The organism is Gordonia otitidis, from assembly GCF_020735545.1.
In the GTDB taxonomy this organism is placed as follows: Bacteria; Actinomycetota; Actinomycetes; order Mycobacteriales; family Mycobacteriaceae; genus Gordonia; species Gordonia otitidis.
Map to the genome: position 1 here is coordinate 4130958 of NZ_CP085974.1, position 20939 is coordinate 4151896.

The following is a 20939-nucleotide window of genomic DNA, read 5'->3' on the forward strand; positions in this document are numbered from 1 at the left end:
CGATAGCGAGCGCCGCAGGACGTGGCCCACTCGTGATTGCGTGGTCACGAGAACATCACGGTGATCTGTGCGTCGATGGGAGGGCACGCCGAGCGGCCTCAGGCGCGGCGATAGCGCTCGGCCAGGTGCAGGTGTCGCTGCGCGACTGCGCGACACTCGTCACGCAGCGCGGGGGGCTCGAGAACGGAGAAGTCTGCGTCGAACGCATGCAGCCAGCGGGCGATGGAGGTGAGCGACGTGCTGTACAGGGTGAGATCACAACTCGATTGGTCGCCGAATTCTATTGTGCCCCAGGCGTCGTCGACCATCGGCTCGACGACGTCGAGCGGTGCGTGCACCCGGACACGCGCGGTCGCTGCCCGATAAGCCGCGCCGAGACTGCGTGCCAGGTACGCGGCAGCGCCTCCTTCCGGCAGTTCGCGGGGTACGAAGCGCGCTCCGTTGGGGGTCTTCACCGTCATCCGGTCAACACGAAACGAGCGCCAGTCGTCGCGATCGGGATCCCAGGACACCAGATACCACCGAGAACCCTTGCGCACCAGACGGTATGGCTCCACCTCCCGGCGACTGACGATGCCGTCGCGGCGCTGATAGTCGAAGCGGAGGTGCTCGGCGCGATGGCATGCTGTCGCGATGTCGGACAGCACACCCGCGGCCACCTCCGTGTCGTTGCGTCCCAAGGGCAAAGAATCGAGGGTGAGGGCGTCGAGGCGGTGGCGCAGACGTGAGGGCATCACCTGTCGCAACTTGGCGAGCGCTCCGGCGGAGGCTTCCGTCATGTCGCTGACCGCGGCGCTGGTGATGGCATTGAGACCCAGTGCGACAGCGAGGACCTCTTGGTCGTCGAGCAGCAGCGGAGGCATCTCCGCTCCCGGTCCCAACCGGTAGCCGCCTCCCACGCCAACCGTCGAGTCGACCGGATATCCGAGGTCGCGCAGCTTGTCGACGTCGCGGCGCACCGTCCGCGTCGTGATGTTCAGGCGTTGCGCGAGGTCGTCGCCAGACCACTCCCGACGCAGCTGGAGCAGGGACAACAGTTGGAGGAGGCGAGCCGACGAATCGAGCATGTGCTCATTGTCGCGCGCTTCGCGGACAATTACGGTCCGCAATCGCCACCGCGTGGGATCAGGCGGTGTGTCGGGTGAAGAACTGCCAGATCAGCGACGTAGCCGACAGCGAATTGCTCATGTATCCGCTCTCGGAGGGACTTCCCGTGGAGCCGGGCCACACGTGTGCGCCACCGTTGACGCGGTAGTGGGTGATCTCGTGACCCGACGCGGCACAGAACGGCCAGTCGACACGGGTGACGTACCTGGTCGCGGGGAATTCGAGCGGCGTCCCCACACAGCCGTCACGGCCCGCCCAGCCCGACAGCCAGTCCATCACCGGCAGGTAGGCGCCGCCGTGGCGGACGCCGCCGTCGTAATGGATCGTCTGGTCAGCCGTCCCGTGAAAATTGATGATCGACGCGGGCGGGGCGCCGGCACAATCCGGTCGTCCGATGTCGTAGAACGCTCCACTCACGACCGCGTACGCGGCGAAGTCGCCGGACATGCGGCAGGCGAGCATGGCGACGAACCCACCGCCGTTCGACCGACCGGCAGCATATGTGCGGTGCGGGTCCACGCACGCAGCAGCGCGCACCTCCCGCAGGATCGTCCTCGTGAACGCGATGTCGTCGGCGCGGGGCGACGAATACGGCGCGCCCTGCCAGGAGACGAGGTCGTCGGTGCCGCGCAGCCCGTCCGGATAGACGACGATCGCGGGAAGAGATGCCAGGCGCGTGAACCGGGCGAACGTCGCCGCAGGCTCGGCGTGACCGTGGAAGGCCAGGATCAAGGGATAGCGTGACCGTCCCGAGTACCCGGCCGGAACGTTGACGCTGTAACTCCGTTCGACGCCGTCGACGCGTGTCGTGTGCCTCGACGTTCCCTGGCCGAGCCGGTCGGTGGCCGCGCAGCCTGTGAGTTCGGCCACCTGCCGCTGCGGCGGCGCGCCGTGCGCGGCAGGAGGGGCCGCGAGAAGCGAGGCGACGAGGACGCAGAGGACCCCGGTCAGGACACCGACAACGGTGGAGGACAAGGTGCGCCTGGCACGGCGTCGGGCTGATCGCGGCACCCGGCAAGAATAGTGGGTGCGGCCGTCGACGGTGACGTGACCGCGCCGATCCCCGTACACTCGCGGCGAATCGGCGGTACGTCGCGTCTACATTTGCGATGCTTGGCCCATGTCGGGTGATGCGTACGACGCCGGGTCCGCGCCCAATCCGACCCCGAGTCGGCACCAGACCAGGGCATCCACGCCAGTGGCGGCGGTCGTCGTCGCCGCGCTCGTCGCCCTCGCCGCCGCTTTCGTGCTCCCCGCGCGGGCGGACGCAGCGCCGTCGGGGCACGTGAGCTCCCGGGGTCTCCCGCCGGGGTTCCTGTGGGGTGTGTCGTCGTCGGGTTTCCAGTCTGAGGGGATGGACCCCGGGGGTCTGCACGCGGGAGGCCGGCTTCCCGACAGCAACTGGAGCAGGTACGTGGCCGCGGGTAAGACAGATGACGCCGTGGGCTCGTCCGTCGACTTCCGCCACCGCTATCGCTCCGACATCGCGCTCGCGAGGTCTCTCGGCGTGAGGGTCTATCGCGTCTCGGTCGAATGGGCGCGCATCGAACCGAGGCCGGGGGTGATCGACCGCCGCGAACTCGCCTACTACGACGACATGATCGCCGCGATCGTGAGTGCAGGCATGCGCCCGATGATCACACTCGACCACTGGGTCTATCCGGGCTGGATCGCCGCGCGTGGCGGGTGGGCCGCTGCCTCGACCCCGACGGCGTGGTTGCACAACGCGCGATTCGTCGTCGACCGGTATGCGCGATACGACCCGCTGTGGATCACGATCAACGAGCCTGAGGTCTACATCCTGAACGAGGTACGCATGGGCGGACTACCCGCGACGGCGAGTGCGGCCATGCGGGACAGGCTCGTCGAGGTGCACACGTCGATCTACCGATACATCCACCAACGGCAGCCCGGTGCCCTGGTGTCGACGAACATCGCCTACGTCCCGACGGTCGAACCGATCCTCGACGCCGCGTTCGTCGACCTGGTGCGTTCGTCACTGGACTTCATCGGGCTCGACTACTACTACTCGGCCTCGGTCACCGACCTCGGCGCGATCAACGCCGCAACCGGAAAGCCGTGGAAGGCCCCACTATCCGCCGACGGCATCTACTACTCGTTGCGCGACCTCGCGCGCCGCTTCCCGGGCACACCGCTCTATGTAGTCGAAACGGGCATGCCGACCGAGAACGGTGGACCGCGGCGTGACGGCTACCGCCGCGGCGATCACCTACGCGACCTCGTGTACTGGGTCACGCGGGCATATGCCGAGGGATACCCGGTCATGGGGTTCAACTACTGGAGCCTCACCGACAACTACGAATGGGGTTCGTACACACCGCGATTCGGCTTGTACACCGTCGACGTCAAGACGGATCCGACGCTGCGTCGGCAACCTACCGACGCGGTGGCCGCCTATCGGGAGGTCACCGCACACAACGGGGTAGGGGCGGCGTACCGTCCGACTCGGCCCGCCCAGTGGTGCTCACTGGCAGCCGCGCCTGCGAGCTGTACCCAGCCGGTGCGCTGACCGACCCGCCGGACCTGCCGAAGACCGACACGCTCGAGAACCGAGACAGACGCACAGCCGAGACAGGCGCACGACCGAGACACCGGAAGGTGAACACATGGCACACACAGTCGTCGACAAGGACGCGATCACGTCCGCGCTGATCGCGGAATGGTCTGTGCTTCGCGCACTCGCGGGGCAGCTGACCGACGAACAATGGTCAGCGCCGTCGGTGCTGCCGGGCTGGACCAATGCCGACATCGTCGCCCACATCATCGGCACCGAGAGCATGCTCGACGGTCGCGATGTGGTGGCCGCCGACGACATCGCCGATCGGGAACACGTCAAGAATCCGATCGGTGAACTCAACGAACGCTGGGCCGACCACTTCCGGACCCGCCCGCGCCCGGAGGTGCTCGCCGCGCTCGACGACATCATCGAAACACGGACCGCCGCGCTGACGGCGATGTCGCCGGAGGAGTTCGAGGCGGACGCCATCACACCTGCCGGGCCGGACACCTACGGACGTTTCATGCGCATCCGCGTGTTCGACTGCTGGATACACGAGATCGATCTGCGCGACGCCCTCGCAGACGGCTCCACTCCGACCGATCCGGCGTCTGCGGACGCGGCGCTCGAGGAGATCTCCTCATCGCTCCCGTTCGTGGTGGGCAAGCGGGCGTCGGCGCCGGCGGGCAGCACCGTCCGATTCGAGATCACCGGGCTCGCGCCTCGTGACGTACGGATCGCTGTGGATGGACGCGCAACGCTCGTCGAGTCGTTCGCTGACGGGGACGACGCGGCGGACCTGACCCTGCGCGTCGACGGTGTCGAGCTGGCGCGACTCGTGGGAGGACGCCGCGACGCCGATCCCGGCGCTGTCGAGGTCACCGGCGACGAAGCCCTTGCCAAGGCCGTGATCGACCGACTCGACTACGTGATCTGACCTGGCGAACTCATGTTCGATACGTCTTCGGGATCGCACATTCGACGATTCTCGGTGCGCAACAAACTGTCATTCAAACAGTCGATTCCGAGGGTATCGGCCACACATCTGGTGTGCCGTGGCGCACATCATTCGGGATCATGAAGGTATCTTCCGCGTCCGAACCGCCGTGCTTCGCTACCAGCAATCGTTCTCGCAGGCAGTGGATCGCTGAGTAGCGTGCGGACCAATGCCGCAGAGGGGCCGAGATCGTCGTCGCTGCCCACCACGACGACGTTGCCTGTGCGTCGACCCTTGAGCATCGACGGGTCGGCGATCAGCATCACGTGAGCGAAGACCTCGGCGACCGCAGCGGCATCGGCCCGCACCAGCTCGAGGGTGCTGGCATCGCCACAATTGGCGAGATAGAGCCCGCCGGGTGTGAGCACCCGCTTGACCGCGCCGACGAACTCGACCGTCGTCAGATGTGACGGCGTACGCGCATCGGAGAACGCGTCCCGGACGACCACATCGCGCGAGCCTTCTGTCAGCGACTCGGTCACCGCGCGCGCGTCCCCGACACGGATGCGCAGCAGCGGTGCGCGCGGAAGGTCGAACCATTCGCGCACCAGGCGGGCCAGTTCGGCGTCGACTTCCACGGCGACCTGCCTCGCTCGCGGATAGCGGGCGGCCAGCGTGCGGGGGAGTGCGCATGCGGCACCGCCGAGGTGCAGAACCCGCAGCTGCGTCGAGGTGTCGGGATATCGGTCGTCGATCACCGCGGCCATCTGGCGGAGGTACTCGAAGTCGAGAGCCAGCGGGTCGTCGGGATGGATGTGTGAGCTGTGCGTTCCGTTGATCAGGAGCAACCAGCCGCCGGAGATCGGGTCGGTGATCACTTCGGCGGTGCCGGTGTCGATCGGGTGGCTGCCCGGGGCGGGCGTCGGGCGCGGCTTGGCCATGCCCTGACGATACGATCGCGCGGTGCTCGCCGTCCGACCCAGGCCCCTCACGCGAATCGGTCAGCTCCGACGCCCCCGGTCCGCGACGCTCGACGTACCGCTGGGACTCGGGCTCGGCTACGTTCTCGACCGTGCGCTCGGCGACCCGCGCCGGTGGCATCCGGTTGCCGGCCTCGGCCGCATGATCGGCGGGCTCGAGCGGCGTGGGTACGCCGATTCGACGGCGGCGGGCGTGGTGTTCGCCCTGACGTCGATCTGTGCGGCGACGGGCGCGGGGTCAGGTGCCGATCGGTTGGCGAGGCGCTGCGACTCGTCGACGCTGCGCATTGCGCTCGTTGCCGCGACCACGTGGTCGGTGCTCGGCGGCACCACGCTCAACCGTGTCGGGCTCGAGGTGGCCCACAGTCTGTCCGCCGGCGACGTCGATGCCGCTCGCGCTCTCGTACCCAGCCTGTGCGGGCGTGATCCCGAGGCACTCGACACCGCCGGAATCGTGCGCGCCGCAGTCGAATCGATCGCCGAGAACACCTCGGATGCCGCCGTGGCGCCGTTGTGCTGGGGTGCGGTAGCAGGTGTGCCGGGGCTGATCGCGTATCGAACCATCAACACACTCGACTCGATGGTCGGTTACCGCAACGACAGATATCGACGCTTCGGCTGGGCGTCGGCACGGCTCGACGATCTCGCCAACGTCGTGCCGGCTCGCCTGGCCGCCGTGCTGATCATTCTGCTGGGACCCGACCGTGTCGGCGCGAGACGCGCGTGGCAGCGCGACGCCGCGGCCCACCCGAGTCCGAACGCCGGGGTCGTCGAATCGTCGTTTGCCGGTGCACTCGGTCTGCGACTCGGCGGTCTGACCGTGTACCCGCACGGTGTCGAAGACCGCCCCACACTGGGCGACGGTCGCGTTCCCGAGGTCGCCGACCTGTATTCGACGACGCGCCTGTCCCATCGCGTGCAGGACGGTGCGCTGGTGTCCTCCGTGGTGGTGGCGTTCGTGATCGGCGTGGTGCGCGCACGCCGCGACGCTATCCGCCGTAGCGCTGCGTGAGTTTGTCACGCACGTCGTCCGGTGCGTGATCGGTGTCAGGACCCAACCCGATCCGCGACGAGTCGTGGTCGACGGCGTCGTCGGCGATGGTGTCGCCGCGCAGCTCGGCCCGCAGCCGTTTCCGGCGAGCAGCGCGGTCGGAGGTGGCCGCCGACGTGATCGACGCCGCGCGAGCCGACGCCGTCTCGGCCGCCTCTGCGGAGTCGGCGCGGGTGGCGGTGGCCGACGATGCGGTCTGGGGCGTGACGGCCGTACCGGCACGTGCACGTCGACGTTGCCTCACCTCGGCGTAGATGAAGTAACCAGCTCCCAGCGGAGCCATGATGCCGAACGCGAGCCACTGCAGCCCATACGACAGGTAGGGGCCGGAGTCGAGCTGGGGCAGCGGTATCTCGCCGAGCGCCCCCGGTTGGTTCGGCGAGATCTGGATGTAGAACGGATCCATCGCCGTCGTCGTGGCACGCGACAGCTCGGTGGGATCGATCGTGTACATCGACAGGGCGCCGTCGACCGTTGCCGCACCGCGCCCCGGCGTCGTGCCCTCGCTCGCCCTGATCCGACCGTCGATCGTCACCTGCCCCGCGGGCGGTGCCGGAACGGCGGGCGTCTGACCTTGCTCGGGCCGCACGTACCCGCGGTCGATGACGAGCACCCTGTCCGACCCCGCGACCCGGAAGGGCGTGAGGACCTCGATCGCCGGACGCTCGTCGACCGAGCGCAACCGGACGAGCGCCTGTTGGTCGGTGAGGAACGTCCCGGTGATGTGCACTTCACGCCACTCTGTGTCGGACCGGAATCCGCTGCCGGCAGGTGCGACCGAGGCCAGTGGCACCGGTGCTATCGACACGGCCTGCTCGATGAGATGGTTGCGCTCACTGGTTCTGCTGTTCTTGCCCAACTGCCACGGGGCGAGGATGGAGAAGCACAGCGCCGCGAATGCCACGACCACGACCGCCAGGGCTATCCACCCAGGTCGCAGGAATGTCCGCAGAACGCGCATGCATCAACGGTACCGAGCTGACGCGGCTGGATGTCGTGCTGGTCGCCTTTTCTGATCACACCCACGACGGGTCGGTGGTCGTCGCCGGTGCGGTGCTCACGGCCGGTCGTCCAGGCGTTCGGTGACCCACGCCAACATGCCGGGCACAGCGGCCTCGATCTGTTGGCGGGTGAGGGCGAAATCATCCTGGGTGCCGTAGTACGGATCGGCGACGTCGAGGTCGTCGCCCGCATCAGGGTCGAAGCTGCGCAGCAGACGGACACGATCGCCGAGCCGTTTGCGTTCGAGATCTCTGGCATGGCCCGAATCCATGGCGACGAGCAGGTCGGCGTCGAAGTCGTCGGGTGCGAGCTGGGCCGCGGTGTGTGCGTCGGAGTAGCCGTGACCGAGCAACTCGGTGCGTGCGCGATTGTCCGCCGGTTCGCCGACATGCCAACTGCTCGTGCCGCGGCTGGTCACGCGCACCTGCTCGGAGAGCCCGGCGTCGTCGATGGCCGACCGGAAGATGTTCTGGGCCATCGGGGAGCGACAGATGTTACCGGTGCACACGAAACAAACATGTAGTTGATCAGACACCCAAGACCTCACGCAGATCGACGACAGAATCGACGCGCCACGTGGCAGCGTCCCCTTCCCCCGCCCGAGCGTAACCCCACGAGACGAAGACTGTCGGAATTCCGAAGCTCTCCGCGCCCTCGACGTCGTGCGAGCGGTCGCCGATCATGACCACGGGGTGGTCGGGCAGACCGCTCTCGGGCGATGGACTGATTCCTGATTGCCGGAGCGCCCACGCGATCACATCGGCCTTGCTGCGGCGCGAGCCGTCGTCGCTTGCACCGCAGATCGCGGTGAAGCGATCGGCGAGTCCGAAGTGCTCGAGAATGGCGCGTGCGGTGTTCTCGTTCTTCGACGTCGCTACGGTCATCGTGCGGCCCGCTGCCGCGAGATCGTCGATCAACTCGTTCATGTGCGGGAAGACGGAGTTCTCGAGCCACCCGACGTCGGTATAGCGCGCGCGGTAGGCCCGCATCGCCTCGTCCGCGGTCTCCCGGTCGAGCCCGAGACCGAGCAGCGTGTCGATCATCGGTGGCCCCGCAACCCCCGCGACCACGTCGTCAGGTGGTTCCGGTGCGTCGACCGCGGCAAGAGCGTGCCGAAAGCTGTTGACGATGCCGGAGAAACTGTCGGTGATGGTGCCATCGAGGTCGAACAACAGGAGGGTCCGCGAATCACGCGGATCTGCCGGGTGTGTCACATCTCCATCGTTACATGTGCGGTCGACCGCGGGCGCGCGGAGATGCCCCCATGCACGGGTGGACGGGCGTTGCCGCGCACCACAGGGGACCCCGGCACCGGGCGGTTAGGCTCGACAGTCATGACAGCAGAGTCGATTCCGGACGACAACGTGTACCGCCCCGGCCGGCACGGAGACGCCGACGTGGAACGCGGACTCGTCGACTTCGCGGTCAATGTGCGCGGCGGGACGCCGGATTTCGTGCGCACAGCGCTGGAGGAGGCCTGCTCGCGGCTCGCGTCCTATCCGAGTGCCGCTGACACGGATGCGGCGCTCGAGGCGATCTGCGCACTCCATCGGCGCGAGCGCGACGAGGTGCTCCTGCTCGCGGGCGCGGCCGATGGATTCGAGATGTTGCCGCGACTCGGTATTCGCCACGCCGCCCTCGTGCAGCCGTCCTTCACCGAACCCGAGCTCGCGCTGCGCGCAGCGGGAATCCGCATCACACAGATCGAGTTGGCGCCGCCGTGGCGTATCGATCCGGACGACATCGGCACGCGCATCCCCGACGACGCCGATCTCGTCGTCGTCGGCAACCCGACCAACCCGACGTCGGTGCTGCACAGCAGAGCCGCGCTCGACGCGATGCGCAGACCCGGCCGAATCCTCGTCGTCGACGAGGCGTTCGCCGATCTCACCCTCGATCCGGAAACCGGTGAGCGTGAACCGGAATCACTGGCATCCGACCGCGGCGACGACCTCGTCGTGATCCGCAGCATCACAAAGACTTTCGGCCTCGCAGGGCTGCGCGCCGGATACCTGCTCGCTGCGCCGGGGATCGTCGCGCGGCTGAACAGGGGACGTCGGCCGTGGCCGTTGTCGACTCCCTCGCTGGTGGCGCTCACCCAGTGCGTCGGGCCCGCGGGTCAACGCTTCTGCGACGACGCGGCGCGGGTCGTCGCCGCCGACCGTGCCGCCATGGTCGACCGACTCGCCCTCGCAGGAATCGAGGTGTGCACCGGCCCCGCCGCTCCCTTCGTCCTCATCGACATCCCGGGGGCGATCGCTGTCAAGAAGGCGCTACGCGCAGCCGGATTCGGCGTCCGCAGCTGCGCCAACTTCGTCGGCCTGAGCACCGACCACCTGCGGCTCGCGGTGCGTGACGACGCCACAGTCGGACTGATGGTCGATGCATTGATCCGCGCTCGAAAGGAACTCGACGATGACCGACGATGATCACACCCCGCGCGTGTCGACCCCGAGCACGACGTCGGTCGGAACGGTGACCGATCTACTCGACGCCGTCTATCCGCCATCGCTGGCCGAATCGTGGGATTCGGTCGGTCTCGTCTGCGGCGACCGCACCGAACCGGTCGGTCGCGCGCTGATCTGTGTGGACGTCACCGACGCGGTGGTCGACGCGGCGATCGCGACGGACGTCGACATCGTCGTCGCCCACCACCCGTTGCTGCTGCGCGGTGTCGACACGGTAGCCGCCGACACCGCCAAAGGGCGTGTGCTGCACCGGCTCATCCGCTCGCACACGGCCCTGTTCACCGCGCACACCAACGCCGACAGCGCGCGGCCGGGTGTATCGGACGCGCTCGCGGAGGTGCTCGGGGTGATCGACACGTCGCCGGTGGATCCCGCCCCCATGCCGCCCATGGACAAATGGGTGGTCATGGTGCCCGAGGGCAGTGCCGAGCAGGTCAGCGAGGCGATGTTCGCCGCGGGCGCCGGAGCCATCGGCGAGTACCGCGACTGCGCGTGGTCGGTGGTGGGGGTCGGGCAGTTCGAGGCGCGGGGTGCCGCCAATCCGACGATCGGCTCGCTCGGCGAACGAACGCACGTCGACGAGGCGCGGGTGGAGATGGTCGCGGAGCGACGATTGCGACGATCGGTGCTCGGCGCACTCCGCGCCGCACACCCCTACGAGGAACCGGCCTTCGACATCCTCGCCGAGGCACCCATCGACGCCGACACAGGTCTCGGGAGGGTGGGCAGACTCGCCACACCTTCGACAGTGGGGCGGTTCGTGACACGGGCGGCGGGCGCGCTGCGGTCGCCGTGGGGCGTTCGCGCGACCGGCGACCCCGACCGTGTCGTCGAGACGATCGCGGTGTGCGGCGGCGCGGGTGACTCGCTGCTCGACACCGTGCGGGGTCTCGGCGTCGACCTCTATCTCACCGGCGACCTGCGGCATCACCCCGTCGACGAAGCGCTGCGCGTGGGCGGACCCGTGCTGGTCGACGCCGGACACTGGGCCACCGAGTTCCCGTGGTGCACACAGGTTGCCGAACTGCTGTCGGCTGAGCTCGCGCTGGACGTCGAGGTCTTCGCCACCCCCACCGACCCGTTCACGGTGCATGCGGATTGCTGAACCACCGTGGTCACCGCGTACCGTTGACCGAACCTGTGTACCGAGGAGGCCCCATGAAAGTCGACGCCGCGTGAAGGCCGATCCGTCAGCGCAGCGACTACTGCTCGACCTTGCCGATGCCGATGCCGTACTGGCCCGCGTCGACCATCGGGGGCGGTCGCTTCCCGAGGACGTCGAGATCGCCGAGCTCACCACCAAGATCGACTCGACTCGCGACGATCTGGTGCGTGCCGACATCTCGGCAGAAGACCTCACCCGCGAGTACCGGCGCGTCGACAGCGAGGTCACCGGGATGGCCGACCGCGAACGCAAGGATTCGGCGCTGCTCGAAGGCGGCGGGCTGGCGCCCAAGGCCTTGTCGGAGCTGCAGCACGAACTCGCCAGTCTCGGACGACGTCGCGCAATGCTCGAGGACGATCTTCTCGGCATCATGGAGCGGCAGGAGGCCGTCGAATCCGAACGGCAGCGCGCGTCGGCGACAGTCCAACACCTCGAGGATCAGCTCGCCGACGCCCGGAAACGGCGCGACGACGCCTCCGCGACCATCGACGCAGACCGCGAGGTCGCCGCGACGCGGCGCGATGCGATCGCAGGCGACGTGCCCGCAGAACTCCTCGCCATCTACGACCGTCAGCGGTCCGCAGGCAAGGTCGGGGCCGGTTTGCTCCGGGCCCGACGCTGCGGAGCGTGTCGAATGGAGCTCGATCGCGGCACCCTCGCGTCGATCGCTGCTGCCGCGGCCGACGACGTCGTCCGCTGCGAGGAGTGCGGGGCCGTGTTGGTCCGCACCAACGAATCGGGGCTGTGACGTCGGTGGGGCAGACCAGGGCCACCACCGGGGCGGCGACGCCGACCGCACCGTCGTGGCAGGGGCAGCGAACAGACCCCACGCGCGTGGTGCTGCTGCGCCACGGCCAGACACCGCTGTCGGTGGAGCGACGCTACTCGGGTCGGGGCAATCCCCGGCTCACGGAACTGGGGGAGCGGCAGGCGTTGGGCGCGGCCTCGCGGATCGCGGCCGAGACCGGAGTCGCGGCCGTCGTCAGCTCGCCGCTCGAGCGTGCACGCCAGACCGCGCAGGCCGTCGTCGACCGGATCGGCGGTGAGGTGACGGTCGAGCCCGGATTCATCGAGACCGACTTCGGTGGCTGGGAGGGGCTGACGTTCAGCGAGGCTGCAGCTCGCGACCCCGAGATCCACGCACGCTGGCTCGGTGATCCCGACGTTCCGGCGCCGGACGGCGAGAGTTTCACCCAGGTTGCCCAACGAGTGATCGCGGCGAAAGACCAACTGCTTCACCGATATCCGGGCCAGACCGTGATCGTGGTGTCGCACGTGACTCCCATCAAGACCCTGCTGCAGCACGCCCTCACAGTGGGTCCCGAACTGTTGTTCCACCTCCACCTCGATCTCGCATCGGTGTCGGTGACCGAGTTCTATCCCGACGGCGGATCGGTGGTGCGTTCGGTCAACGAGACCGCGCACCTGGGGTGACCCCGGCCGAGGGCGAACGAGTCGGCGTGTAAGCCGGATCCTGTGCCGACATGACGTCGGCGGCGACCATCCATCTGGACACACCGTCGCCGGGTGCCTCGAGCAGCCAACCCACGGACTCGGGCGAGCAGCCCTCGATCATCCGTGCACACGCACCTGTCGGTCCGTGCTTCGGCCTTGCTCCGGGTGGGGTTTACCAAGCCGACATGGTCACCCACGTCGCTGGTGCGCTCTTACCGCACCGTTTCACCCTTACCGACCTCGGTCGGCGGTCTGTTCTCTGTGGCACTGTCCCGCGGGTCACCCCGGGTTGCCGTTGACAACCACCCTGCTCTGCGGAGTCCGGACTTTCCTCGGCGAGCGGCATCTCCAGTGACTGGCCGTTCCGCTCGCCGCGGCCGCCCGGCCGACTCGTTCGCCCATGTAGTTTAGCCCGCCGGCAGGCACGACTCGAACGCACAGTGGACGCGCGGCAGTGCACGGTCGGCGGCAGAGAGTGCACGGTCGGCGGCAAGGCGTGCCCGGTCGACGTGCGGGGATGGACGAGCGCCACCATGAGTATCGTCGCGCCGATAGTGTCGGAAGCGTGCAGCGCAGATTCTCCGCCCCGGACATCGATTTCGAGTCGGTCCGCACCGAACTCGGGATCTGCGAGGACTACGGTGCCGCGGCGCTCGACGAGGCGGAACATGCTGTCGATGCGTACGCGGCGGACCGCGTGGATCGGCGCGACATCCCGCTGGTCACCATCGATCCGCCCGGCTCGATGGATCTCGACCAAGCCGTTGCGCTGTCGTTCGACGGCGACGGTTTCCTCGTCCACTATGCGATCGCCGACGTTGCGGCCCTCGTCCTGCCAGAACGCGCGCTCGATGCCGAGAGTCGACGTCGCGGTGCGACCATCTACTTCCCGGACGGTTCGGTGCCACTGCACCCGCGAGTGCTGTCGGAGGGATCGGGCTCGCTGCTGCCCGGTGTGGCGCGCCCCGCGGTGCTGTGGAGCATCCGGGTCGCCCCCGACGGCGAGGTCACCGACGTCGGGGTGGGTCGGGCGCTCGTGGAATCGATCGCGCGACTCGACTATGCGGGAGTGTCGGCCGACGCCGCGGCCCGCACGCTGCATCCGTCGATCTCCGCTCTACCGGCATTCGCCGAGCTACGCCGTCGAGTTGCGTTGGCGCGCGGGGCGATCGAATTGGATCTGCCCGACCAGGAGGTCGCTCGCACCGACGACGGGTGGGTGCTGGCGCTGGCCGCCCGCACACCCGCCGAGATGTGGAATTCGCAGGTGTCGTTGCTGACCGGGATGTGTGCGGGAACGATCATGGCGGACGCGGGTGTCGGTCTGCTGCGCACACTGCCGCCCGCTCCTGTCGATGCGGTCGAGCAACTCAGGGCGACCGCCGACGCCCTCGGCGTGCAGTGGCCACAGGGTCTGACACCCGGGCAGTTCCTCGCGGAGCTGCCCGTCGACCAGCCGGAGACCCTGGCGCTGATGTCGCGCGCAAGCTCGCTGATGCGGGGCGCGGGATACCGTGCGCTCGGCGTCGACGACGCGGCCACGACCACCGCGCCCTCGACCACCGCGCCCTCGACCACTGCGCCCAGCCGCGACGACATGGTGCATTCGGCCATCGGTGGCGTCTACGCACACGTGACCGCGCCACTGCGGCGGCTCGGGGACCGGTTCGCCACCGAGGTGTGTCTGGCCGTCACGTCGGGAACTCCTGTGCCCGAATGGGTGTCACGTGCACTGCCGGTGCTGCCCGGCATACTGCGGTCGGCGGATTCGCTCGGGTCGTCGGCGGACAGGGAGAGCATCGACCTCGCCGAAGCGGTCATCCTCGCCGATCGACTCGGCGAGCACTTCGACGCGGTCGTCCTGGCGGGAGCCCAGCCGAAGAAGCGTGCCAAGATCTTCATCGCCGACCCGCCGATTCTCGCCGACTGCGACGGAGATCTCGCCGCTGCCACACGCGTCGAGGTCGTGGTCACCGAGGCCGACCCCACGTCGCGGACCGTTCGCTTCGCGCCGGTCGGCGCGGAGACACAGGCACACTGACCTAGCCTCGGCAGCGGCTGCGCCGCACGAGGTATGGCGCCGCATCAGGGGAACGCGGGCGCAGCAGAGGTAGTGCGGGGCTACAGGTCTTTGGATGCCTCGCGGTAGGCAGCGATCGCCCGGTGGGCGTCGGCTTGCTCACGTGCGTCGATGCGGCCGAGTACGAACAAGTCCATGCCGGACAGTTCACCGGATGCTGCGAGTTCGGCGAGTCGGGCACGATTGATGCGCGAGTCGTTGTAGTCGCCGAGCGCTGACTGTATCTCCTTGGCCATCTTGGAGACCTTCGTGTACTTCTTCTTCTGCAGAGGTTCGGCAGCGTCGGTGCTGTAGCGCAGACGTTTGGCGCGCTTACGGATGACGTGCAGCTGTTCTGCCCATTCGTGTGAACCCTCCGGCAACTCGGCGAGCGTGCGTTGCGCCTTGCGGATGTGCTTGCGACTCTTGCTGATCGCCTTGTCGACCGCGGTCGTTGCCGGGATGTCGGCATCGGGTCCCGCCGGCGGGTCGGCGATCAGTTCGTCGATGGCGTCGAGCAGCCGGAAGTAACGTTGTGATGCCATCGCGGCATGCGCGGCGGCCACCGCCCGATCATGGGTCTCGGATTCTCTGCCGGCCAACGCGTGCACGAGTGCGTCCGAGGCCGCCTCGTCGCGAAGCAGACCGGAGTCGATCTGCAACTGCACCTCCGAGTCGCGGGCTTCGCCGAGAATACGTGCCAGAAGCTTGAGTTCCTGTGCGATGTGTTCGGTGCGGCCTGCGTCGAGCACAGTCGGGAATCCCGAGAACACGCTGCGCAGGCGTCGCGCGGTCACCCGCATCTGGTGGACCGCGTCGTCGGCGTCCTCACGGACCAGCGGGTCCCACGCGATGAGCGAGTTGCGGTGGCGGGTGACGTCGGCGATCACCAGCTCCAGGGCCGACGGGTGTGATCCCAGCGCCTGCGGTGGCGTGACCACCGGGGTCGAGCCGATCGCGCGTGCCAACTTCGACGCGCTCGACGGCTCCCGGCCGCCCGCGGCTCCCAACAACTTGTGTGCAGCCTTCAATAGCTTGGGGGTGCCGCCTTCGAGGAGCTCGAACTCCCACTCCGACCACTGCTGCGACGTCCCGCCCGGCAGCAGCGACTGCGCGGTCACCCGGTCATCGGCGAACTCGGCGAGCTTCACGTCATCGGTTCCGAGCAACGTGGTGATCGTCCGCACCGTCGATATCGCTGCCACCGGGATCAGTGGACGATGCCGTGTGTAGACCAGCACCGGGTTGACGAGTTCATCCGGTATGTCGCCGTCGGCCGGTGCGTCGTCGAAGCCCACCTGCAGTTCACGTCGTGAGCCCGGCATGTCGGCGGGTCGCTTGAGGTGCCAGCCCTCGTCGTGCCCACCGCGCCTGCGCCGCATGGTGATTCGATTCGAGGCGAGATCGAGGTTCTCGGTGTCGAAGTAGGTTGCGTCGAGGGTGAACGTCTCCGGGGCTGCAGCCGCCACGACACCGGGGAGAACCCGGAGATCGGGCGGGGTGATTCCCGGATCGACATCGAATTTGAGCTCTACCTCGACCTGCTCGCGTGCGGCCAACACATCCTCCTGTCGGGATCCCGGTGAGTCGAGTGTAGGTGACGCCTCTCAGCGATCGGCGAAACCATCCGTCGCTTCGACGAGGTGGTGTGCGATGCCCGGCTCGAACGACGCGTGGCCGGCGTCGGCGACGACGTGCAGCGTCGCCGCCGGCCACGCGCGGTGCAGATCCCAGGCGCTGCGCATCGGGCAGACGACGTCGTAGCGGCCCTGCACGATGACCGCCGGGATGTCGGCGATTCGATCGATGTCACGGAGGAGTTGGCCGTCGTCGAGGAATCCGTGGTGCATGAAGTAGTGGTTCTCGATCGAGGCGAATGCCAGGTCGAACCGCTCGCCGGCGTCCTCCTTGGTGGCCGCGGCCTCGTCGGGTTTGGGGATCAGATAGCTCGTCGCCTGCTCCCACCCGGTCCATGCGCGAGCCGCTGCCACGGCAACATCGGTGTCGTCCGAGGTGAGCAGCCGATGGTAGGCGGCGACGAGGTCGCCGTCGCGCTCGTTCTCTGGGATGGGCGCGAGATAGGACTCCCATACATCCGGATAGATGTGGGCGGCTCCGCCGTTGTAGTACCAGTCGATTTCGCTGCGGCGTAGCAGGAAGATCCCACGGAGGACCAACTCGGTGACACGCCCGGGGTGGGTCTGCGCGTAGGCGAGACCGAGCGTCGACCCCCACGAGCCGCCGAAGACCTGCCAGCGATCGATGCCGAGGTGCTCGCGCAGCGCCTCCATGTCGGAGATCAGTTTGGGTGTGGTGTTGACCGAGAGGTCGGCGCCGTCGGCGATGTGCGGGCGCGACTTTCCGCAGCCGCGTTGATCGAACAGCACGATCCGGTAGCGCGCCGGGTCGAAGAAGCGGCGTTGGTCCGCCGAGGTGCCACCGCCCGGCCCGCCGTGCACGAACACAGCAGGCTTTCCGTTCGGGTTGCCGGAGGTCTCCCAGTAGATCTCCTGGCCGTCGTCGACGGCGAGGTGTCCTGACGCGTACGGCTCGATGGGCGGGTACAGGCTTCGCATGGGTTCACCCTATGCGTGGGGCTGCCGCGCCGGGTGCGGGTAGGTCGAGCACCCGCGAGCGGCGAAGTCTGCACAGCAGGTAGGCGAGGCCGAGCCGGGTCCGTCCGTATCCGTCTATCGGTTCGAACCCCAGCGCCGAGCGCATCGTCTCCAGGCGCGACTGCATCGTGGAGTGATGTATTCCGAGCGTGCGTGAGGCCTGCCGGACCGTCGCGGAGGCCAACACCGCGTCGACTGTCTCCGACGTCCAGGGGGCCTCTCTCATGAGTGAATCCAGGGCTGCGACATCGGGATTCGACGATTCGCTGCGGACGTCGGCGAGTATGTCGATCAGACCTCCGAACTCGTCGGCACAGATCGATCCCTGCGCGGGTGCGCGGGTGAGGCGGAGCGCGATGGTGGCGGTGCGCAGCGAGTAGGGCAGGTCGTCGATCTGCGCGATCCCGCCGATCCCGCTGGGGGTCGCCGGCGCGTCGGTGGTCGACGCGGGCGCGATGAGCACGTGCAGCGTGCCGTGCGGGGTCGTCATCACATCGCTGGGCCACGGTACGGAATGCGTCCATTGCGCGAAGAGGGGAGCCGCGACCACGCGATAGCGTGTCCCCGCCGACAATCCAAGGCGCGCGGCGGCTTCACGACGTCGTTGTTGGTCGATCTGGTCGTCGAGCACGGCATGCATGTCCCTGGTCGCCGAGCCGGGGCCGTGGTCGGTGAACCGGATTCGGACCGCGAGGGCGAGACGTTCGAGGATGATCGCGTCGTTCGGTTGTGCCTGCCCCTCGCGCTCGATCCACACGGTCAGCTCGTCGGACACCCGCTCGGAGGGGACGGCAGGGGGAGCATTCCGCTCGAGTGTCTCGCCCATCGATGACACCCGGGTGATCTCGCCTGCGTGGTCGAGTCCTGCCGGACAGCCTGCCAACGCGGCAGCCGCAGCGAGGAGCCCGTGCACGTTGACCTGCCCGACGATGAGCTCGTCGAAGCAGGCGATGACACGGATGCCGAGGCTGGCGCTCGGGTCGAGCGCCGAGATCCGACCGAGCAGTTCCTGCATGAATCCCCTGTTCGTCCTGCTGTGACTTAGCAGGGTATCGCGCCACCGGACCCCGAGCGGCCGTTTGACGACTCGGTCGGGTCCGGCGGCGTGCGTCCTCAGCCGCGCAGTGCCCGGTAGACGGCGGTCTCCATGTCGAGATAGCCGCCGACGGAATCCGGGTCGGCGAACGGGAAGATCTGGGTCGCCCAGTACCCGCCTATGCGGTTGCGTCGATCGATCCAGTAGTAGAGATTGGCCAGGCCCGCCCAACCGAGCGAGCCCGCAGGCCGTCCGGTCGGTGCCTCCTCGTCGTTGACCATGAACGAGAACGACCACGACTTCGACTGTCCGGGGAAGAACTCGGCGTCGTTGGACAGCGAGGCGATCACGCCGGGCAGCATCTTCACCTTCAGATCACCGAGATGGTTCTGCGCTGCGAACTCGACCGTCTGACTCCGCAGGACCTCTTCACCCGAGTCCGACCGGCCGTCGTTGAGCCACATCCTGATGAACTTCAGGTAGTCCTCCACGGTGGAGATGATGCCGTGGCCACCCATGTGCACCTCGGGTTCGGCGGGCGGCACGAAGTCGTGCAGCGGCCGCAGCGAGCTGTCGGCCTCGCGCTGGTGCATCGTGGCCAGACGGGAGCGGAGGTCTGCGGTGAGCCGGAACGACGAACTGTTCATCCCGAGCGGTGTGAAGATGCGTTCTTTCATCACGTCGTCGAGTCGCTTACCGGTGATCGCCTCCACCACCAGTCCACACCAGTCCATGTTGGTGCCGTACTCCCACTGCGTTCCCGGATCAAACAACAGCGGTGTGGTCAGCGACTCCATGGTTGCCGTGACAATCGAGGGCTGGCCGTGGTCGGTGGCCAGCCGATTGTAGGTCTCGTTGAAGAAGTCGTAGCCGAGTCCCGCTGTGTGCAAGAGCAATTGGCGAGTGGTGATGTCGGAGGCCGGGGCGCGCAGAATGGGCTCGCCGGCGTCGTCGAAGCCCTCGATCACCTGCAGTTCACCGAGTGCCGGCACGTAGCTCTTTGCCGGCGCGTCGATGTCGAGATCCCCGGATTCGATGAGTTGCAGCGCCGCGGTCGCCGTCAACGCCTTGGTGGTGGAGAAGATCGCGAACGTGGTGTCGGTGGTCATGGGAACGTCGGAGTCGACCGAGCGTTTGCCTGCGGCCCCGAGGTAGATGTTCTCGCGGTCGGTGGTGACACCTGCCACCACTCCGGGAACCGCGGGCACGGCTCCGTTCACCACCTCTGCTGCTGCGGCGACCTTGTCGGCGTCGATCATCGGTGCACTCATCGTGTCGATCCTTTCCTTGGGTGCAATTCATCGCGCTGCGACCGGGTGTGGCCGAAGCGAATGTTCTTCTCTGGGGTTGTCGGGGGCGTCTCAGTCGGCCAGCGTGCGTTCGATCCAGGAGAATCTGGTGCGCAACATGGCCTTTGCCAACGCCGTGTGCTGGGCGAAGATGTCGCATGCGTGGAAGGCGCCGGGCCAGACGTGGAGTTCTGCGTTGACGCCGGCAGCCCACAGCCCCTGCGCGTAGGCGACGGTCTCGTCGCGGAAGATCTCCGCGGTGCCCACGTCGAGGAAGGCCGGCGGCAACCCGCGCAGATCCCTCGCGCGTGCCGGTGCGGCGTAGGGCGAGACGTCGGCACTGCCGTATGCGTCGGCAAGGCTTGCGCGCCAACCAGTTTCATTGCTGACCCGGTCCCAGACGCCGACGCCGTCGAACTGGTGGGTCGACGCGGTGATGTTGCGGTCGTCGAGCATCGGGTAGACCAGCAATTGCGCGCAGATCGGCGGCCCCTCGCGATCGCGCGCGGCCAGGGCCATACCCGCGGCGAGGCCGCCACCGCAACTGGCACCGCCGACCATCACTCGTCCGAGGTCGACACCGATCTCGTCGGCCCGCCGTGCGGTCCACTCGAGTGCCGCGTACATGTCCTCGCGTGCGTAGGGATCGGGATGTTCGGGCGCGAGCCGGTACTCGGGGCACACGAGTGTCACACCGAGTCGCTCCACCCACTCGAGGTTGATGTCGAGGGCGTTGAAGCGGTCGCCGAACATGAGTCCGCCGGAATGCGCATACACGATGGCCGGTCGACGTCCGGTGGCCCGCGGCGAACTGAAGACCGAGACGACGATGTCGTCGCCGCGGTAGCCGGTGACGACGAACTCACGGTGATCGACAGCGCGCCCGGCGAGGATCTGCCCGATCGGCGGCGAGGCGTACGACTTACGCATGAACCCGATGAGATCGGGTGTGATCGTCGGCGGGAAGACCCCGCCGACCACGGCGAGCCCCGCCTTGAGTTCCGGGTCGAACCCGGGACGGCAGCTGCCGTCGGTCGTGGTCTCGGTCACGAACATGAGCCTACGTACGATGAATCACAGTCGGAACCGCCACAACGACGCGGGTTCGGACAGTGTGGTCCGCCATCTGGCGGATGCGCCCAGACCGCAATCCGCTGCGAGCGGCCATTCAGCCGACACGACCCCGCACGCGGTGTGCACCTCGTGCGGGGTCGTTCACGCCGGTTGCGGACACTGGCGCCGATAGCGATGCGAGCC

At 67.9% G+C, this 20939-nt stretch carries 19 protein-coding genes and 1 other RNA gene; 8 read left to right on the forward strand and 12 right to left on the reverse strand.

Annotated features, from left to right (window positions below):
• Positions 1-98 precede the first annotated feature (98 nt).
• Together LK459_RS18960 and LK459_RS18965 are read right to left on the reverse strand one after the other, a co-directional pair.
• Positions 99-1067, reverse strand: coding sequence for a helix-turn-helix transcriptional regulator (locus LK459_RS18960; protein WP_227920051.1), 969 nt, complete (start codon positions 1065-1067; stop codon positions 99-101).
• Positions 1068-1125: 58 nt separating this feature from the next.
• Positions 1126-2082 carry an alpha/beta hydrolase family esterase gene (locus LK459_RS18965; protein ID WP_407648817.1) on the reverse strand — a complete coding sequence of 319 codons (957 nt, stop codon included), beginning with the start codon at positions 2080-2082 and terminating at the stop codon, positions 1126-1128.
• 145 nt (positions 2083-2227) lie between these two features.
• Between LK459_RS18965 and LK459_RS18970 the strand changes: the two genes are divergently transcribed.
• Together LK459_RS18970 and LK459_RS18975 are read left to right on the forward strand one after the other, a co-directional pair.
• Positions 2228-3637 (forward strand): family 1 glycosylhydrolase, encoded by a 1410-nt coding sequence (locus LK459_RS18970; RefSeq protein ID WP_227920052.1) that lies wholly within the window; start codon positions 2228-2230, stop codon positions 3635-3637.
• Between the two features lie 97 nt (positions 3638-3734).
• Positions 3735-4562, forward strand: a complete 828-nt coding sequence (locus LK459_RS18975) for a maleylpyruvate isomerase family mycothiol-dependent enzyme (protein ID WP_227920053.1) — start codon at positions 3735-3737, stop codon at positions 4560-4562.
• 128 nt (positions 4563-4690) lie between these two features.
• Here LK459_RS18975 and LK459_RS18980 read toward each other — a convergent pair whose 3' ends face one another.
• Positions 4691-5503, reverse strand: a complete 813-nt coding sequence (locus tag LK459_RS18980; RefSeq protein WP_227920054.1) for a spermidine synthase — start codon at positions 5501-5503, stop codon at positions 4691-4693.
• A gap of 22 nt (positions 5504-5525) precedes the next feature.
• Between LK459_RS18980 and LK459_RS18985 the strand changes: the two genes are divergently transcribed.
• Positions 5526-6554: a cobalamin biosynthesis protein gene (locus LK459_RS18985; protein ID WP_007237718.1), complete on the forward strand. Its 1029-nt coding sequence runs from the start codon at positions 5526-5528 to the stop codon at positions 6552-6554.
• On the opposite strand, the gene LK459_RS18990 is transcribed toward LK459_RS18985, so the two are convergent.
• The 3 genes from LK459_RS18990 to LK459_RS19000 form a co-directional block, all read right to left on the reverse strand.
• Complete coding sequence (locus LK459_RS18990) at positions 6532-7554, reverse strand: SURF1 family cytochrome oxidase biogenesis protein (protein WP_227920055.1); 1023 nt, start codon at positions 7552-7554, stop codon at positions 6532-6534. The two genes, LK459_RS18985 and LK459_RS18990, sit on opposite strands and share 23 nt — an antisense overlap.
• 96 nt (positions 7555-7650) lie before the next feature.
• Entirely contained in the window at positions 7651-8130 is a 480-nt protein-coding gene (locus LK459_RS18995; RefSeq protein ID WP_227920056.1) for a low molecular weight protein-tyrosine-phosphatase, read from the reverse strand.
• Entirely contained in the window at positions 8123-8809 is a 687-nt protein-coding gene (locus LK459_RS19000) for an HAD hydrolase-like protein (protein WP_227920057.1), read from the reverse strand. Before LK459_RS19000 ends, LK459_RS18995 begins: the two co-directional genes overlap by 8 nt.
• A gap of 120 nt (positions 8810-8929) precedes the next feature.
• Between LK459_RS19000 and cobC the strand changes: the two genes are divergently transcribed.
• The 4 genes from cobC (at position 8930) to LK459_RS19020 (ending at position 12662) form a co-directional block, all read left to right on the forward strand.
• Positions 8930-10024 carry an Rv2231c family pyridoxal phosphate-dependent protein CobC gene (gene cobC, locus LK459_RS19005; protein WP_227920058.1) on the forward strand — a complete coding sequence of 365 codons (1095 nt, stop codon included), beginning with the start codon at positions 8930-8932 and terminating at the stop codon, positions 10022-10024.
• The gene (locus LK459_RS19010; RefSeq protein ID WP_227920059.1) at positions 10011-11168 is read left to right on the forward strand and encodes a Nif3-like dinuclear metal center hexameric protein; all 1158 of its coding nucleotides are present in this window, start codon (positions 10011-10013) and stop codon (positions 11166-11168) included. The genes cobC and LK459_RS19010 overlap by 14 nt, the downstream gene beginning before the upstream one ends.
• Before the next feature lie 70 nt (positions 11169-11238).
• On the forward strand, positions 11239-11976 hold the full coding sequence (locus LK459_RS19015; protein WP_007237724.1) for a zinc ribbon domain-containing protein: 738 nt from the start codon (positions 11239-11241) through the stop codon (positions 11974-11976).
• On the forward strand, positions 11973-12662 hold the full coding sequence (locus LK459_RS19020; RefSeq protein WP_227920060.1) for a histidine phosphatase family protein: 690 nt from the start codon (positions 11973-11975) through the stop codon (positions 12660-12662). Before LK459_RS19015 ends, LK459_RS19020 begins: the two co-directional genes overlap by 4 nt.
• A gap of 13 nt (positions 12663-12675) precedes the next feature.
• On the opposite strand, the gene rnpB is transcribed toward LK459_RS19020, so the two are convergent.
• An RNA gene (gene rnpB, locus LK459_RS19025) (RNase P RNA component class A) lies at positions 12676-13076 on the reverse strand.
• Between the two features lie 172 nt (positions 13077-13248).
• Between rnpB and LK459_RS19030 the strand changes: the two genes are divergently transcribed.
• The gene (locus LK459_RS19030) at positions 13249-14724 is read left to right on the forward strand and encodes an RNB domain-containing ribonuclease (RefSeq protein ID WP_227920062.1); all 1476 of its coding nucleotides are present in this window, start codon (positions 13249-13251) and stop codon (positions 14722-14724) included.
• Between the two features lie 80 nt (positions 14725-14804).
• Here LK459_RS19030 and LK459_RS19035 read toward each other — a convergent pair whose 3' ends face one another.
• The 5 genes from LK459_RS19035 to LK459_RS19055 all read right to left on the reverse strand — a co-directional run bounded on the left by LK459_RS19035 (position 14805) and on the right by LK459_RS19055 (position 20738).
• Entirely contained in the window at positions 14805-16301 is a 1497-nt protein-coding gene (locus tag LK459_RS19035) for a CYTH and CHAD domain-containing protein (RefSeq protein WP_227920064.1), read from the reverse strand.
• 48 nt (positions 16302-16349) lie between these two features.
• On the reverse strand, positions 16350-17318 hold the full coding sequence (gene pip / locus LK459_RS19040; RefSeq protein WP_227920065.1) for a prolyl aminopeptidase: 969 nt from the start codon (positions 17316-17318) through the stop codon (positions 16350-16352).
• 4 nt (positions 17319-17322) lie between these two features.
• Positions 17323-18372 (reverse strand): helix-turn-helix domain-containing protein, encoded by a 1050-nt coding sequence (locus tag LK459_RS19045; protein WP_007237729.1) that lies wholly within the window; start codon positions 18370-18372, stop codon positions 17323-17325.
• Between the two features lie 98 nt (positions 18373-18470).
• Positions 18471-19664 (reverse strand): serine hydrolase domain-containing protein, encoded by a 1194-nt coding sequence (locus LK459_RS19050; protein ID WP_407648646.1) that lies wholly within the window; start codon positions 19662-19664, stop codon positions 18471-18473.
• Between the two features lie 90 nt (positions 19665-19754).
• Complete coding sequence (locus LK459_RS19055) at positions 19755-20738, reverse strand: alpha/beta hydrolase (RefSeq protein WP_227920067.1); 984 nt, start codon at positions 20736-20738, stop codon at positions 19755-19757.
• Positions 20739-20939: the final 201 nt, after the last annotated feature.

Bases quoted from the DNA above. Each gene is read 5' to 3' on its own strand.
- LK459_RS19055 (WP_227920067.1), bottom strand. From the start codon at position 20,738: ATGTTCGTGACCGAGACCACGACCGACGGCAGCTGCCGTCCCGGGTTC.
- LK459_RS19045 (WP_007237729.1), bottom strand. From the start codon at position 18,372: ATGCAGGAACTGCTCGGTCGGATCTCGGCGCTCGACCCGAGCGCCAGC.
- LK459_RS18990 (WP_227920055.1), bottom strand. From the start codon at position 7,554: ATGCGCGTTCTGCGGACATTCCTGCGACCTGGGTGGATAGCCCTGGCG.
- pip (WP_227920065.1), bottom strand. From the start codon at position 17,318: ATGCGAAGCCTGTACCCGCCCATCGAGCCGTACGCGTCAGGACACCTC.
- LK459_RS18980 (WP_227920054.1), bottom strand. From the start codon at position 5,503: ATGGCCAAGCCGCGCCCGACGCCCGCCCCGGGCAGCCACCCGATCGAC.
- LK459_RS18960 (WP_227920051.1), bottom strand. From the start codon at position 1,067: ATGCTCGATTCGTCGGCTCGCCTCCTCCAACTGTTGTCCCTGCTCCAG.
- cobC (WP_227920058.1), top strand. From the start codon at position 8,930: ATGACAGCAGAGTCGATTCCGGACGACAACGTGTACCGCCCCGGCCGG.
- LK459_RS19010 (WP_227920059.1), top strand. From the start codon at position 10,011: ATGACCGACGATGATCACACCCCGCGCGTGTCGACCCCGAGCACGACG.
- LK459_RS18975 (WP_227920053.1), top strand. From the start codon at position 3,735: ATGGCACACACAGTCGTCGACAAGGACGCGATCACGTCCGCGCTGATC.
- LK459_RS19050 (WP_407648646.1), bottom strand. From the start codon at position 19,664: ATGAGTGCACCGATGATCGACGCCGACAAGGTCGCCGCAGCAGCAGAG.
- LK459_RS18970 (WP_227920052.1), top strand. From the start codon at position 2,228: ATGTCGGGTGATGCGTACGACGCCGGGTCCGCGCCCAATCCGACCCCG.